Source organism: Streptomyces sp. NPDC052701 (assembly GCF_040678355.1).
GTDB lineage: Bacteria > Actinomycetota > Actinomycetes > Streptomycetales > Streptomycetaceae > Streptomyces.
The window spans coordinates 21772-36919 of record NZ_JBFATO010000053.1; the positions used below are offsets into that span (position 1 = coordinate 21772).

Annotated in this window: 12 protein-coding genes and 3 pseudogenes; 10 read left to right on the forward strand and 5 right to left on the reverse strand. The window is 66.9% G+C overall.

Annotated elements, in window-relative coordinates; genetic code table 11:
- Nucleotides 1–46: 46 nt before the first annotated feature.
- Nucleotides 47–151, reverse strand: a pseudogene (locus AB0L29_RS33865) (AAA family ATPase); the annotation flags it as partial.
- Nucleotides 152–176: 25 nt separating this feature from the next.
- Here AB0L29_RS33865 and AB0L29_RS33870 point away from each other — a divergent pair.
- Nucleotides 177–1019: an ATP-dependent DNA ligase gene (locus AB0L29_RS33870; protein WP_365832925.1), complete on the forward strand. Its 843-nt coding sequence runs from the start codon at nucleotides 177–179 to the stop codon at nucleotides 1017–1019.
- 35 nt (nucleotides 1020–1054) lie between these two features.
- On the opposite strand, the gene AB0L29_RS33875 is transcribed toward AB0L29_RS33870, so the two are convergent.
- Nucleotides 1055–1969, reverse strand: a complete 915-nt coding sequence (locus AB0L29_RS33875) for an alpha/beta hydrolase (RefSeq protein WP_365832927.1) — start codon at nucleotides 1967–1969, stop codon at nucleotides 1055–1057.
- Nucleotides 1970–2077: 108 nt separating this feature from the next.
- Here AB0L29_RS33875 and AB0L29_RS33880 point away from each other — a divergent pair, with 108 nt between their 5' ends.
- A complete protein-coding gene (locus tag AB0L29_RS33880) occupies nucleotides 2078–2491 on the forward strand; it encodes a MarR family transcriptional regulator (protein ID WP_365832929.1) in 414 nt (137 codons plus the stop codon).
- A 503-nt stretch (nucleotides 2492–2994) separates the two neighbouring features.
- On the opposite strand, the gene AB0L29_RS33885 is transcribed toward AB0L29_RS33880, so the two are convergent.
- Nucleotides 2995–4038, reverse strand: coding sequence for a type II CAAX endopeptidase family protein (locus AB0L29_RS33885; RefSeq protein WP_365832931.1), 1044 nt, complete (start codon nucleotides 4036–4038; stop codon nucleotides 2995–2997).
- A gap of 617 nt (nucleotides 4039–4655) precedes the next feature.
- Between AB0L29_RS33885 and AB0L29_RS33890 the strand changes: the two genes are divergently transcribed.
- The 7 genes and pseudogenes from AB0L29_RS33890 to AB0L29_RS33920 all read left to right on the forward strand — a co-directional run bounded on the left by AB0L29_RS33890 (nucleotide 4656) and on the right by AB0L29_RS33920 (nucleotide 10498).
- The gene (locus tag AB0L29_RS33890) at nucleotides 4656–5048 is read left to right on the forward strand and encodes a hypothetical protein (protein ID WP_365832933.1); all 393 of its coding nucleotides are present in this window, start codon (nucleotides 4656–4658) and stop codon (nucleotides 5046–5048) included.
- Between the two features lie 125 nt (nucleotides 5049–5173).
- The gene (locus tag AB0L29_RS33895) at nucleotides 5174–5482 is read left to right on the forward strand and encodes a hypothetical protein (protein ID WP_365832935.1); all 309 of its coding nucleotides are present in this window, start codon (nucleotides 5174–5176) and stop codon (nucleotides 5480–5482) included.
- 93 nt (nucleotides 5483–5575) lie between these two features.
- Nucleotides 5576–5887 carry a hypothetical protein gene (locus tag AB0L29_RS33900; protein WP_365832937.1) on the forward strand — a complete coding sequence of 104 codons (312 nt, stop codon included), beginning with the start codon at nucleotides 5576–5578 and terminating at the stop codon, nucleotides 5885–5887.
- 349 nt (nucleotides 5888–6236) lie between these two features.
- Nucleotides 6237–7466, forward strand: a pseudogene (locus AB0L29_RS33905) (IS256 family transposase).
- 43 nt (nucleotides 7467–7509) lie between these two features.
- Nucleotides 7510–7934 (forward strand): annotated as a pseudogene (locus AB0L29_RS33910) (GNAT family N-acetyltransferase); the annotation flags it as partial.
- A 160-nt stretch (nucleotides 7935–8094) separates the two neighbouring features.
- A complete protein-coding gene (locus AB0L29_RS33915; RefSeq protein ID WP_365832939.1) occupies nucleotides 8095–8421 on the forward strand; it encodes a cold shock domain-containing protein in 327 nt (108 codons plus the stop codon).
- Nucleotides 8422–9274: 853 nt separating this feature from the next.
- The gene (locus AB0L29_RS33920; protein ID WP_365832941.1) at nucleotides 9275–10498 is read left to right on the forward strand and encodes a hypothetical protein; all 1224 of its coding nucleotides are present in this window, start codon (nucleotides 9275–9277) and stop codon (nucleotides 10496–10498) included.
- A 65-nt stretch (nucleotides 10499–10563) separates the two neighbouring features.
- Here the strand turns inward: AB0L29_RS33920 and AB0L29_RS33925 are convergent, their stop codons facing one another.
- Entirely contained in the window at nucleotides 10564–10911 is a 348-nt protein-coding gene (locus AB0L29_RS33925) for a helicase associated domain-containing protein (protein WP_365832943.1), read from the reverse strand.
- A gap of 852 nt (nucleotides 10912–11763) precedes the next feature.
- Nucleotides 11764–14304: a Helicase associated domain protein gene (locus tag AB0L29_RS33930; protein ID WP_365832945.1), complete on the reverse strand. Its 2541-nt coding sequence runs from the start codon at nucleotides 14302–14304 to the stop codon at nucleotides 11764–11766.
- A 263-nt stretch (nucleotides 14305–14567) separates the two neighbouring features.
- Between AB0L29_RS33930 and AB0L29_RS33935 the strand changes: the two genes are divergently transcribed.
- A complete protein-coding gene (locus AB0L29_RS33935) occupies nucleotides 14568–15020 on the forward strand; it encodes a hypothetical protein (RefSeq protein ID WP_365832947.1) in 453 nt (150 codons plus the stop codon).
- Nucleotides 15021–15148 lie beyond the last annotated feature (128 nt).

Here is a 15148-nt window from a genome sequence, read left to right on the forward strand (position 1 = left end):
CTGACGTCACGCTCGTCAGTCACGTCAAGATCGGCAACCGTCGAGCTCAGCCGGCCTTGGCGGGTTCTTCGGCTCGGGCTCGGGTGCTGGCGAGTCGATAGGAGTCGGTGCCGGTTTCGATGATGGTGCCGTTGAAGGTGAGGCGGTCGACCCTCTTCGCACGCCCCGGACTCGTCATGCTCCAGTCCCGTCAGGGCGCGGACCTCACCGGTGCCTTCCCTGACATTGCCGCGGCGGCCACCGAGCTGGGTGAGGCGCTCGTGCTGGACGGCGAGCTCGTGGTGCTGTACGGGGGACGGCTGCACTTCGGCGAGCTGCAGCGCCGTGCCCGCCGCCGGGGCCGTGGCGCCGTCCAGGCGGTGGCCGAACGCCCCGCTTACCTGATCGTCTTCGACGTGCTGGAGACCGGGGGCACCGAGCTGCTCGCCCGGCCCTACCGCGAGCGGCGCGCGATCCTGGAGGACCTCTTCGCCCGCGACGTGCTCGCCGCCCCGTTCACGCTGTGCCCCGCCACTGGCGAGCGGGCGACCGCGCTGGACTGGTTGGACCCGGCCTGGGGCACGGTTGGCATCGAGGGCGTCGTGATCAAGGGCGGTGGGCAGCCGTACCTGCCGGGCAGGCGTGCCTGGATCAAGGTCCGCTCCCACACGACTGCCGAAGGGCTGATCGGCGGGGTGACCGGCACCTTGGACTCACCGGCCACGTTGCTCCTGGCCCGGTACGACGTCCTCGGACACCTGCGGATGATCGCACGCACCACGCCCCTTTCCACCGCCGTACGCCGCGACCTCGCGCCGCAGCTGCGCCGGGCTGACCCCGATTACCCCTGGCAGGGGCGCCGCTTCAGTGCGGGCTGGGGCACCCGCGGCGAGCTGGAGTTCCACCCTGTACGGGCCGAGCTGGTGGCCGAGTTCCAGGCCGATACTGCCGTCGATGAAGGTCGCTACCGCCACCCGGTCCGCTTCGTGCGGATGCGTGAAGACCTTGCTGTGCAGCAGGTGCCGCCCTTCGGTAGCTAGGGCGGTGGCCGCATGGGCGGGCCGGTTCGGGTGCCTTACAGGTTGTTCGCATAGAAGCTGGTGAGTCGTTCGACGGCAGCGTCGACGTATGCGGGTTCGTCGTACATCTCGTAGTGGCCGGCGCCGTCGATCACCATGAGGTCGACGGGGTTGGGGGCCAGCTTCCACAGCTGCATGCCGGTGTCGTAGGAGCCGGTGTTGCCGATGCGTCCGGCGAGGATGACCTGGAGTGGCTGGGTCATGAGCCGATCGGCCAGGTGGAACGCGTCGTAGCCCAGCAGGAGGGAGTCGCTGCGCAAGAGGCGCCGGTTCGTGGAGTGTTCGTTACCTCCGCGCTCGGTGCGGTAGTAGGTGACGGCTTGAGTGGTGTCGATGTCGGTCAGGCCTGCTGTTGTGGCGTCCTCCAGGGTGTCGGGCAGCCAGTTCACGCGGGTCGTCTCGCCGGAGCGGGCCTCTTCGGTCCGTGCGTCCGCGAGGGCGTCGAGTGCTGCGGCCGGACCGTCGGGGGAGAAGCTGCGGAACGCGGCGCCGATGCTGACGGGGACAACCGTGCCGACCGCCTTGATGCGGTGGTCCGTGCGAGCGGTGTGCACGGCGTAGCCGCCACCGGCGCAGATGCCGAGGACGCCGATGCGCTGCGGGTCGATGCCGGGGGTCGTGGTGAGCACGTCGATGGCGTAGGAGATGTCCTCACCTCGGCGGTAGGGGTCTTCGAGGTCGCGGGGCTCGCCCTCGCTCTGACCCTGGTGTCCGGGGTCGAGGACGAGCGCCGCGATGCCGCGGGCGGCGAGACGGGAGGCGTAATTGGCGCCGATCTGCTCCTTCACGCTGCTGCCCGGGGTGGCGAGCACCACGGCGCGCAGCGGTGCGCTGCTGTCGGCGTTGTCGGGCAGGTGGAGGTCCGCGGCGAGGTTGATGGGACCGCGCGCGATCGTGAGGTGCTTAAGCATGCCTGGCTTCCTTCGTGAGATTGTTGTTCCATAGGAGTCCAGTACAAGTCAATGTATTGTACGATCTGAAACTAATACGAAACTGTACCGCATGGATGGAGGGGTCGCGTGTCAGTTGACGGGGCGCAGCTGTGGACGCTGAACCAGCGGCTGCTGGGCGTTGTGATGGATGCCTGCACGGGGGAACTGGCCGAGCTCGGGTTGGAGACGAAGGAGTTTTTCGTCCTGGCCGAGGTGGAGGCATCGCCGTACCCGGCCGAGATCGCGACCGCGCTACTGCTGCCCAAGGCCAGCGTGACGGTCTACGTCCGCAACCTCGTCACCAAGGGCTTCATCCGCCGCGAGATCGACGAGGCCGACCTGCGGCGTCACCGGCTCGTACTGACCGACGAGGGCACGAAAGCACGCGATCGAGCACTTGCAGCCCTCGCGGCGGAGTACGACCGCAGGCTGGCAAGGATCACTCCGCACGACCGCACCGAGCTGCAGCGCATCCTTCAGGAGATGCTCTCGCCCGCATGAGTCCATAGTCACGAGTTCGCCTGCCCCGGTGAAACCCTGCTCGCAAGTGAGTCGCCGGCACTCCGAGTCCTGCTCGGCAGCCTCGCCACCGCCCTGGGAGCCCTCTAAGCAGCCCAGACGCTGACCTAACACGACACCGCCCGGGGCCGTGCCAGGTAGCGGCTGGGATGCCGACATCGGCGAACGGGCCACGGACACGGAGCAGTTCAAGTGGACAATGAACAAGATCGAACCCTGTCCATAATTTCAGTTCCGCAGCCCAGCCCAGCCGGAGGCGGGGGTCGGATACGGGTGAACTGAGCATCGGTTGGGGCATCGTCCATGTCACGCACCATGTCTTCCACGGCGGGCAGCGGCCGTTCGAGTGCCGTGTCGATCTGCGCAGCATGCGAGCACCGGCGGCCAGACATACCGGCAAGCCCGATCGCTTGTCCCGATTCCGACTGGGCGATCGTGGGGCTACTGCGGGCCTATGTAGTCGTCAGGGATCGTTTTTTCGCACGTCAGTGAGGTGGCTCGCCTCGATCGGAGGCGGCGCGGTACGGACGCGGCATGTCGGCCGGCGGCGCGACAGACGGTGGGAAGTAGGGGTTGGGAAGCGGTGGGGCGGGCGTCGTGGCCGCCGGGGGCATGAGGCGCTGTGGGTGGTGACGGCGGGTCATGCGCAGGATGATTACGGCGTAGAGCAGGACGGTCGCCATGTCCGCGAGTGCGAGTTGCCAGGGTGCGTCGGCGGCGGTGTCCTCGGAGGACAAGCCGTCGACGGCGGCGGCGGATACGCCGAAGGCCAGCATGTTGTTCAGGACATGCAGGGTGATGGCGGCTTCCAGACCTCCCGTGCGGATGGTCAGCCATCCCGCTACCAGGCCGAAGACCAGCAGGTCGAGGAAGCCCCAGGTGGTGCCCCAGCCGTGGGCGGTGGCAAACAGTGCTGCCTGAGGGAGCACAGCGAGCCAGGGAGAGCGCAGGAAGGCGCCGGCAGCCTGGGTCAGCCAGCCGCGGAAGATGTATTCCTCGGCTGCGGCCTGCAGCGGAACGAAGAGGGCCAGGACCGCCAGAGAGATGAGGAACGATCTCCAGCCCACCCAGGAGGCTGACTCTCCTGTGGCGGAACTGTTGTCCGGCAGGAGGATGGCGGTGAGGGTCAGCAGGGTCACCGGGAGAAGGCCGGCCAGCAGGCACCAGGCGAGCCAGCGGCCCCTCAGGCGTCCGGTGACGGAGGACAAGGTGCCAGCCGGACGTCGCTCGGTCCACCGTACGAAGAGCAGGATGAGGGGCAGGGCGATGGCGATGTACGTCAGATCCAGAGCCGTGTTGCGCAGCGGGCCTAAGTCCACGCCGCCGTCGGACAGTTCTGGGTATCCGGCTGCTGTTCCGATGGCGTAGGAGAAGGCGTACAGCAGGAGAACGAGCACCAGCCAGGTCGGGAAGAACAGAACACTGCCGAGCACCGGCCGCCACCATCGGTGCCGCCCGGTGCTGCGGCCCATGCGGTGATACGCGAAGCCGACGTGGTCCGAAGATGCAGTTTTCATGATCAACAGCATTCCAACTGAAGGGCGGGGCGGGCGTCCGTCCGCAGCAGGAGTGCGGCTCCACCCAGGGGCGGATTCTCCGGTCCCTTTCGAGACACCGGTGCTCGGCTCGTGTTGTTGAAGGGACTCACGGCGCGGGGTGTGACGTTTTCGCGGGCCCGCACGCTGTCTCTACAGGAGTAATCCCAAGGTGCCCCGCAGGAGTTGAGCGGAATCTGAGGTTCCGGGGTGGCGGTAGTGGCCAGTCCGGTTTGTTCTTTCCGTCGGGTGCCTTGCCCCAGATCTTCCCGAGTTGTCCGTCTCTTATGTGAAGAATGCCCTGAGAGCGTGTCCCCTACCAGGGAAAGCTTTAGGGCGTATGCGTCTCAAGATCTAGAACTGGTGATCGATAGCGGGCTAGGTTCTGAGGCGCCCCCGGAACGGAAGCCCGGGGGTGCGGGCACCACCCGTTCCGGCGCACACGGTTTCCAGGCCATCAGTGCACCGGGAGGCAGCGCCCGCACCGTCTTACCCGAAGGACCACGATAGTGAATCGTCGGCATATCCGCATGAGTGCGGTCACTGTTCTTGCTGCCCTCACTCTGGGTGTCGCTGGTACTACGGCGGCGCAGGCCCAGGAGCAGCGTGAGATGGCCGCTGCCGCCTCCGTCACCCCGGAGTTCGACCCGGAGTTCGAGTTCTCCTCGCACGAAGCGTTCGTCAGCTACCTCGACTCCGCTGAGGGCCAGCAGCTCCTGAGAGAGGAGGGCCTCACCCAGACGGAGATCGCCGCCGTCTACGCCGGCGACGAAGTCGGCGCGAAGGGCCTGCTGGACAAGCTGAAGAAGAAGGCGCTGAAGAAGGCCTTCAAGGCGCTGCCCGACGACTGGCAGAAGAAGCTGACCGACTGGGCGAAGAAGGGCAAGGACTACTTCAAGGAGAAGTGGAACTCCCTCCCGGGCTGGGTGAAGAAGGCTCTGACCCTGGGCGGCGCGATCTCCGTCAAGACGGCCATCGAGTGGCTCATCGACATCATCCTGTGATGCACCGCGTCACCTGATGCGGCCCCTCCCCGAGGGCTGTAACACCCATGCGCGCCCCACGGTTGTTCCCCCGGCCGTGGGGCGCACATCCATGTCGGCACCTACCGCGCTTCGGAGGACCCCTCATGACCAATACCGATAGCTCTGAGACCGTTCGTGAGTTCAGCCCGGCTCAGTTCATCGCCCCCTACCTCCTGCTCATCATCGGCAACGCCGGGGTGCAGAACGCGTCAACGAATGACCGGCCCGTGCTGTTCTGGGTGTTCACGGCGATCACCGCACTCGGTGCCGCCTCTACTGTCGTGCGCCTTCGGCGTATGCGGAGTACCCATCAGCGCAAGACGCTGCCTGCTTGGACACAATTCCTCGGCGTCCTCCTCGCCCTGTACGGGCTGTACGTCGCCTATCGCGTCATCGACGGCATGGCCGGATAGAACGGTGCCGCAGGCCTGGGGGCCCGGCCGCCGAGCAGAAGCCGGGCGGCCGGGTCGGCGAAGCGGCGGGGCTGGCGGTTCGGGGGGTCAGCCGTGCAGGATGGGCTTGCCGTTGAGGAGGATTTCGTCGGGCCGCAGCTGCCTCGGATCGGCTTGTTCAGGCGTTGCGGCGGTGAGCAGTGCGAAGGTGATGTCGTCGTCTCCGTCGAGCGCGGTGTGCTGCTGGGGGGTGACGGTGATGTGCAGGCCGCGGTCGCCGGAGCGGACGAGCCGCTGCTGCCTGGGCGCTGGTGGACCGTGTGGGCCGGTCGCTACCTGGATCTGTTCGCCGGCGCCCGTGGGTTTGTGAGGATGATGCGCAGGGCGCTGCGACCGTCGATTCGAAAAACCTCCCGGGGACGGTGAGGTGCTGGGACTGCGGGCACCGTAACCCGCTGCGCGATCCTGGTCCGGAGTAGACGAGCGCTCGACTGTCGGTCCCTCTCCGTACCCTTGGCCTTCAGTCGCTTGGGCTACGGCCCGTGCCGCGACTTGGAAGACGGGAAGCAGGGACCGCACAGTGACATCGATCTACCTCTCCTCCGACAACCCTCGGTGGATGCCGAAGACCGAGGCTGACCTCCAGGCCGCCGTCGACGGCGGCCTGTTCGAGGAAGGGACTGTAAATCGTTCGGTGTAACTCCCGATCATGGAAGATGCATCGATGACCAGTGAGAACGTGGCCGAGCACAAGGCCGGCGAGTCGGCAGCGGCTATGTCGGCCAAGGCCGTGGACGACCAGCTGATCGACGAGCTGGTGAGCCGGGCCCAGGCAGAGGGCCTGCAGCTGACCGGCGAGGGCGGACTGCTCCAGCAGCTGACCAAGCGGCTCCTGGAGTCCGCTCTCGAAGGCGAGATCACCGACCACCTCGGCTATGACAAGCACGATCCGGCTGGTAAGGACGGCGGCAACTCCCGCAACGGCAAACGCTCCAAGACCGTCCTGACCGACGTGGGACCGGTGGAGATCGTCGTGCCCCGCGACCGGGACGGCTCCTTCGAGCCGAAGATCGTCAAGAAGCGGCAGAAGCGCCTGACCAGTGTCGACGAGATGGTGATCTCGCTAGCCGCGAAGGGCCTGACCGCCGGTGAGGTCCAGGCCCACCTGGCTGAGGTCTATGGCGCCGAGGTTTCCCGCCAGACCATCTCCACCATCACCGACAAGGTTCTCGAAGGCATGGCCGAGTGGTAGAGCCGCCCGCTCGACGCCGTCTATCCGGTGGTCTTCATCGACGCCATCCACGTGAAGATCCGCGACGGCGCGGTCGCCAACCGGCCCATCTACGTGACCTTGGCCGTCACCACCGAGGGCCGGCGCGAGATCTTGGGCCTGTGGGCCGGCGACGGCGGTGAGGGCACCAAGCACTGGCTGCACATCCTCACCGAGATCAAGAACCGCGGTGTGAGCGATGTGCTCATGCTCGTCTGCGACGGGCTCAAGGGTCTGCCCGAGGCGGTGGAGACCCTCTGGCCTCGAACTATCGTGCAGACCTGCGTGGTGCATCTGCTGCGGAACTCCTTCCGCTATGCCGCCCGCCAAGACTGGGACAAGATCGCCAGGCTCCTCAAGCCCGTCTACACCGCCCCGACCAAGGAGGCCGCTCTCAAGCGGTTCGCTGAGTTCGCCGACGCGTGGAGCAGGAAGTATCCGGCGATCGTGAAGTTGTGGGAGAACGCGTGGGAGGAGTTCACTCCGTTCCTGCGGTTCGACACCGAGATCCGCCGCATCGTCTGCACCACCAACGCGATCGAGTCGGTCAACGCGCGGATCCGCCGGGCGGCCAAGGCCCGCGGCCACTTCCCGAACGAGCAGGCCGCCCTGAAGTGCGTCTACATGGCGATCATGTCCCTCGATCCCACCGGCAAGGGCCAGGCACGCTGGACCATGCGCTGGAAGACCGCACTGAACGCCTTCGACGGCCGCCTCTCAGCTGCCCGCCAGTAACCCAACCACCCCAGTTACACCGCTCGTTTGACAGACCTCCCCAGATTTGCCAACGTGCACTTGGTCCGGCTCGGCCACCCACCTACGCCACGTAGAGCGAGAGCTGGCGCGAGCTGCGTCGGGTGAGGTGGACTACCTGGCTGTATGCACTCCCGCGGATCTGCCGGTGGCGATCGGCGGTATCGACTACCAGGTCTCCGAAGAAGCCGGAACCCTGTGCCAGCTCGCTGTGCTGCCGGCGCTGCAGTCCTGCGGTTTGGGAACGCTGCTCGTCCGCGCTGCCAACAGCGGATCCGGCACCGCGGGCTGCGCAGGGCCGAACTCGCAGTGGAGGAGGACAACCCCCGGGCGCGCGCCCTGTACGAGCGCCTGGGCTACGTCGCACACGGCCGCGAACCGGAAGCCTGGGACGAGGAAAGGCCCGACGGGACGATCCGTCGCCACGAGACGATGTGCGTTCTCATGTGAAAGGGCCTTTGAACCCGCGTCCAGCGGTGCTTGCGCTGGCGGTCCAGGCGCTGGGTGTTTGCCTCGCGCGCCGGGTGTGCGCCGGTTGACGACGCTGGTGCTCGGACGGAAGCTGAGTGAGCCCCCCCCGTACCGAGTCTCTCTAGTGTGGGGGTCGTCTGTGCCCAGTGGTGTGGTGAAGTGGTTCGATCCCGAGTGGGGCTTGGGCGTCATCGTCCAGGACGGCGGCGGTTTCGATGCCGTCGCCTACCGTTCGGCGGTTCGCGGTGACGCGGAGCGCGAGCTGGTCGCGGGCAAGCGGGTGTGCTTCGACGTCACCCAGGACGCCGCCGGTGTTCGGGCCGACAACGTCCGCCCCATGACCCTGGAGTGCCGTGCGCCAGCCGAGGGGCCGGGAGGCAACACGGCTGCGCAGGAACGAGCTGGGTGGCTCGCTGAGACGGCCCCTGAGATCGATGCGGTCGACACCTGCCCGTGGTGCGTGTAGTCGCGGGAGGCCGGTGCCGACGGCCGGGCGATGTACGACCCGCGCCCCGGCGCTGCGGCTTGCTTCGACTGGACTGGCGACACTCCCTGAGGCCCCGGGCCGACTCGCCCTTCGAACCGGCCCAGGGCCCGCTGGGAGGCGTGACCAGCGCATCGATCGTCGTGCGCCGGACCTCACGGACGGGCGGCCGGAGAGTCATCGTGCACCAACACGGACACGACGAAATCCTCGGTACCACCTACAGCGATCACGACCTGGTTGTGTTCCCTGAAGGCGTCGCCGATCCCGAGGCCATTCCGGGTGATCGGCAGTGGATGGAGTTGGGCGGAGCGGCGGCCCCGCCCAAAAGTTCAGCGCCGTCACCTTCCGCGCCTGCCCGCGCGGTCGTTGGTATTCGTATTGAACACCGTCTGCTCGGTGCTGACGGCGTGCACCGAGCAGGCGGCAACTGGCTGAGCAGTTGTGATGAAGGTGACCGGCGAAGGCGTGGTCGGTCGACTTATTCGGAGGACGCGTCGCTCCTTCCGGGGATGTTCCTGCGCCGACGCCAGCTGGCCACTGCTTTGCGTAGCCCATGTCCCGCGGCGGCGATGATGAGCCCGGAAAGAACCTGGCTGCCGATGTCGTGGAACACAAAGCTCCACAGATTCCAATGCCCTGACAAGGCGTCCTCCAAGTGCCGTGCTGCATGCTGTCGTCAGGGTCAGATTCCCTCCCACGTCAGGGTGTGCGCCAGGACCGCACACCCTGCTATCTGCGGTTCTTCAAGAACAAGCAGTAGGCGGTCGAGTCTCGATAGCATGCGTTCCCTCAACGGCACCCGAGACCGTGACTGGAAGTATTCGGAGGACGCGTGAACGCTTTGAATACCTACACCAACGAACTGAAAAAAGAATTCACGCGGTTATCACTCACGCAGGCATCATTTGCGGCACGCGATGATGTTCCTTGGGAGCGCACACGGGTGAACCGTTTCCTGTCCGGAAAAGACAACACCATCGCTTCCAAGACTTTCATCAATTGCCTGGCTGATGTCGGTGCACAACTGGGTAAACCTATGAGTGCTGAAAGGCGTGAGCAGCTACTTACCCTGCGACGGGCCGCGCTGCGTGAGCGAGCAACCGCGATGGGGCTCCTCGAAGTGATCGACGAGGAGTTCCACATGGTCCGTGTGCAGATGTCGAACTCGCGTGAAGAGATCGAGGTCTACCGCCACATCAAGAATTCCCTCCTGGTCGAAATGCGTGAGTACCGGGACCTCTTGGAGGACATGGAAGCGGAGAACACCGAGCAACAGGAGGCCCTCCAGGCTGCGAGTCTCTACCTGAGGACTGCCGAAAGTCGACTGCAGCATGGGGAGCGACAGAGCGAGACGCTGATGACCGTCATCGATCAACTGCAGGGCGAACTCCGTCAGGTGCGCAGCTCTGCCCAAGCGTGGGACGGCTTGTCCCAGCACGCCGGCTGGTTCGTCCCCCTGGTCACCGGCATCCTGCTCAGCTCTTTCACATGGCCGACCGCAGGCCTGGGCTTTCTCGCCTTTGCCACGTCCAGAGGTCTCGGCTCTCCTATCAAGCACTCAACCGAGAACTCGGTGACCAACGCCTACCACTCCGGCTTGATGGTGGGTCCCGGTACCGTGGGCCCCGTCTACGGGAGCAGTGTCACAGTCGGCACATCACGCTCCACCTACATCGACTTCGTGGCGGTCCTTGGCTGGGCACTCTTCGCATTCACCGTGGTCATGCTCGCCACCAACCACCTGTGGGTGTGGCCGGCCGTCGTGGCGTATGTGGTCTTCGAGGTTCTCAGCGCCGCACGCCTGGGGCCGCCGCAAGCACGATACGTGCTGCGCACCCTCACCGGCATTGTCCCAGGCTGCCTCCTCCTACTGGTCTCCTACCAACTCGGTGCAGGAGACACCACAGACGGTGTCTTCACCACGGATCACAGGGCCTGGACGGCCACCGGCGTGTATGCCTGCGCCTACCTTGTCTACGCCATCATCCGCCTAGTGCTGGCCCGCAACCGTCTCCGGCGCCCCACGCCCCCTCAGCTGCCGTCACAAACGCCTTGAAGCCCACGGAGCGCCTCTCCTGACGCCCCTGAAATGATCCTCCCACGTAGTCGTCCGTGTGCCTTCTACGCCCAGCGCACGCCGATGGCGGAGAGCTGCTCGATGCGTTCCGGTGACAGGGTCGCGGCCGTGCTCTGCTGGTTGTTGATCCATGCACCAAGCCGGAGCTCTCGCTCCTCCTGGTCCTCGCTGCGGCCGCCGAGGAGTCTGAGGGCGAGGATGTTGCCTGACCGCGACGCCCGCGGCCGGAGGGGTGGTAACGCACCATGCTGTACGTCATCACCAGTCTGCCGACCACAGGATCCATCTGGATCGAGACCCAGACCAAGCCCATATCCGTAGTCACCGACTCGAACACGGCCCCCTCTCCCGGCCAGGCGCTCCGAGTCGTGCCGGATCTTGGGAGTGTTCAAAACACGAATCCAAGGAGGGGCGTCGGCCCTCTGGTCAGCTACCCCTCAGCCCAGCACCCCCTGCGAATCATCGGCTGCCGAGAGTTCCCATGCATGTCATGCACCGGCTCGTCGCCTGCAGTTGCGTGTTGCCTCCAGTGGCGATGGCTGGGGTGCCTTCGCTGATACGGTCCCAAGCCCCCGGGGACGGGTCGAGAATCCAACCCCACTTCGGGGACCGCACCTCGTCTTCCGTCATGTGATCGCAAGCACCTGGAACATGCGCCTTACCATTCCGTTTGATCAAGATGGCGTTGCCGGGAAACCGCCGCCACTCCTGTCTAACACGCCCTTCCTCCGGGCGTGCCTTGGGCGCACTGCCATCAGGAGGGCAGGCACACCCCATACCGATGATGTTGTCGCATCGCTCGCAACGCACCTCTTTCATGTGGGCAAGTGTCCCATCTGAGAGTGTGCAACTCACGCGTAATGACATGGCCTTGGTGTTCTTTGCAGGCACGCCCAGTTCCCTGCGCACGCCACACAGCTCCTGGAGCACGACGCCGCACTCACCCTGGCCGGGATCGCGAATGGCTCGGCGCGCACCAACGCCCATGACGTGCTGACAACCCACCGCGGCGCCGACAGCCGACGTGATGGAGCAGCGTGGCGTGCTCGGGTGCCCGGCTAGTCTGGCCCGCCGGGCGAGCATCTGCGCCGTGCCCAGCCTGCGCGGCGGGCGTCCCTCGCCCTCAGAGGTCTGAAATCTTCAGCTCGCTGCCCGCGCTCCGTACGGCTTACATACGCTGTTCGTGCGGTTAGCGCACGATATGCCGGGCGGGACTAGGCCAGTACGGGCTGTCCCCGCCGCCTTCATGTCCAGCGCATGCCGATGGCGGAGAGCTGTTCCACCCGTTCCGGAGACAGCGTCGCGGCCCGGCTGCGCTGGTTTCCGATCCACGCGCCCAGTTTCAGCTCCCGAACCCCCTGGTCCTCGCCGCTGCCGCCCTTCCCGTCGCCGCCGATGACGATCCGCTCGACGTGCTTCCTCGGCACTCGCAGGTGCCCCTCGCGCTCGAAAAACTGCTTGGCGGCTGCGTAGTTCATCGCCCACTTGTCGGCTTGCGTGCGGCGCGGGGGCGGCTTCTCGTTCTCGGCTGCGGGTTGGATGCCGAGGATGTGTTCGCACATCCATTGCTGCACACCGGTGAGCTTGTCCCACCCGAGTCGCTGCGCCCGGACCCAGCGTCCGAGGTCTTCGCCCTGGTGCACGACCTCGCCCGGCGACGTGGGCAACGGGCGGCCGGCCTCCAGGTGCATGCGGGTGAGGTGGAAGCAGCGCTGCCACTCCACCGGCCAGGCCGGGCACCAGGACGGGTCGATGTCGTCCAGCTGCTCGCGCCGCTCGTCCGACAGGGCACCGGCCGCCGACTGAACGGGCAGGCCCTCGGCACGCCGCTGCTCGATCTCCTGTGCCTTGCGGGCGGCGGCCCGCTGGTTCTTCAGCCAGATGCCCACCCGGTACCCCTTGAAGGTGGCGTCCAGCGGCGCCAGGAGGTGGCCCGCCTCTGCCGCCCACCCGCGCGCGGCGGCCAGGCCCTCTTCCCAGGCGACGTCGAAGTGGCTCCAGACCATGCCCAGCTTCTCCAGCTGCGCGATGCGGTCCTCGTCCATGTCACCGCGGGCGTAGAACCTGCGGGCGTCGGCGATCCACTGCCCAAGGGGGAACCCGGCGAGGGAGGCCGGCCATCCCTCGGCTTCCGCCTCCTGGTCGTCGCGGCCGGGCACGCGGTACGTGAACGGTACGCGCAGGTCGCCGTGGAGTCGGCGGTAGAGGGTGGCGGCTTCGATGCCGCGTCGCCAGTGCTGGTGTTCGGGGTTGAGGACCCGCAGGTTGATGAACGCCGCCAGCTGCGCGGGGTCGCGGGGGGTGGAGAACTTCAGCAGCTGCCGGGCCGGTACCGACAGCCGGTCGCTTCGGTCGCTGCCGGCCCCCTCACTCTCCTGGTCCCCACCACGGCTTTGTACGCCCCTGACACGGCTTCGCGCCTGGGGCTCGGCGAGCTGCTCCACCACCCGGGCATCATGCGCCCGGAGAGCCTCCAGCAGCTTCGCCAGCCCGCCGTACGCCGGAGAGGTCAGCATGCTGTCCGGCGTCTCTCCGGGCCCGAGCAGGACTGGCACCACGAGGGAGGCGGTCTTGCCCTCGCCGGGTTGCATGCGCAGCGCCCGGCCCACGGCCTGGACGAGATCGGGCATGGAGCCGTGCACGTCAGCCCAGAACACCGAGTCACAGTTGCGAGTGTCGACGCCCTCGCCCAGGACCTTCACGGACCCCAGGTAGCCCTTCTCCACGACCGTGCCGTCCGTGGCGATCCCCTCGGCGAACTCCCTGAGAACCCGCCGCCGGTACCCCGGCTTGTGATCCCCGCACAGCCAGTCCGCCCAGACCGTCTTCGGGTACAGCTCCGGGTCGGCGTCGTGCAGTTGCGCGGCGACATCGGGAAGGCCGGCCGCGAACGCCTCGGCCTCGCGCACCTGGTGGTGAAAGACCAGCGTCCTGCGGAAGCCCTCCTCGGCCGAGGCCTTCACCAGCGCGGTCTGCAGCGCGGCCAGCCGCGCCCCGCGGACCTGCTCGGAGCGGGCGTCGGCGCCGAGGAGCTGCGCGGCCTGGAGGTGGGTGTCGGTGATGTCCAGGCACACCACCTGGTACGGCGCGCAGATCCCCCGGTCGATCGCCTCGGACAGCGTCAGCGTGTAGCAGCGGGCCCCGAACGGCCCGTCCGGGTCGTCCTCCATTGAGGCGACCAGCTCACCCGGCACCCCCTGCCCCTCGTCCTCGTCGAGCTGCCACAGCCGCGGCGTGGCGGTCATGTACAGCCGCCGCAGGGCGGGGATGCGGGTGTTGTCGTGCACCACCGCCCACGGCTTCCCGATCCGCCCCGACGTCCGGTGCGCCTCGTCCACGACGACCAGGTCCCAGCCCGGCAGGCCGATGGCATGGGCGCGCTCCAGGGTGCCCAGCCCGAGCGAGGCGTACGTGGCGAACACCGTGACCTTGTCGAACGGCCGCACCCAGGCGACCAGCTCGTCAACGTCCGTGGTGTTCGCAAAGCCCACCTCCCGGCCACTGAGGGAGGACACCCCGATCATCGGCCCCGTGCGGCCACCGTCACGCCAGGCGGCCTCCGTCTGGACGAGCAGATCCAGCGACGGCACCAGGACCAGCACCCGGCCCGCCCGCAGCTCCTCGGCGCTACGGGTAGCCACAAGGGTCTTGCCGGTTCCGGTCGCCATGATCACCTGAGTCCGCAGGCCTCGCTCGGGCACCGTCGACCGTGCAGGAAATTCCAGCGCCCGCAGCACCGCGTCCACGGCTTCTCGCTGGTGAGGGCGCAGTTCCCTTACCGCCATCTACGCCTTCCTTCTCCCGCTCGCCAGGCTGATGGATCCCACTAGGCAGGAAGCGCAAGCATGCACGTGAGAGAGCCAGAGTGACAGCCTCCGCCTGCCCGCACCTGCCGCCCCCTCGAACACCGCGAAACCCCCGGAGAGACCTCAGCCGGGACAACCGCAGTACTCCCCCCGCTGGCATAACTCAATCCCAGAGCCTATCGGACTACTAAAAATGAAGCACAGGAAGGCTGACGTTCACCCCCGAAGACTACGATGCCCCCGTGACGACCACCGCCTCCTGGTACGTACTCATCGAAGAAGACACGCGTGAGTCCAGACGCGTCGACGGCACCTCCCTGAAGTTCCACCGCTGGAAACTGACAGGCACTCACCCCATAGAAGGCAACGAGACACAGGCCGCCGCGGCGGCCGAAGACGCAGCCCTCCACTACACGCCGCCCCTCATGAACAAACGCACCCGCCTCGGAGACCAGCCCGCCAGATCAGCGTTCCGCACACCGGACGGCACCTGGCTGGTAGCCCTCACCAACCAGCACAACAGCTGCCACATCCGGATAAGCACCGCCCAACTCGTCCATCACCAAGAAGAAGTCCAAGCACCACCCGCACCCCGCCAGGACTGGAAGACAAAGGTCCGCACGTTCTTCGCCCCGGCCCCCCCGCCACCGCACCCTGGCCCGGGGCGTGACCCGTGGGCTCCGCCCACCGAGTGAACCCAGCCCGAAACAGCGCCCCTCCCCGTAGCCAGCCGGCCCGCGGAAGCGGGCCCAAGGGACTGTAGGCGAAGCCGGAAGGACCGTCAGGCGGGGGAGCGCAGCGGACCCGCCCGAGGAGTCTGGAG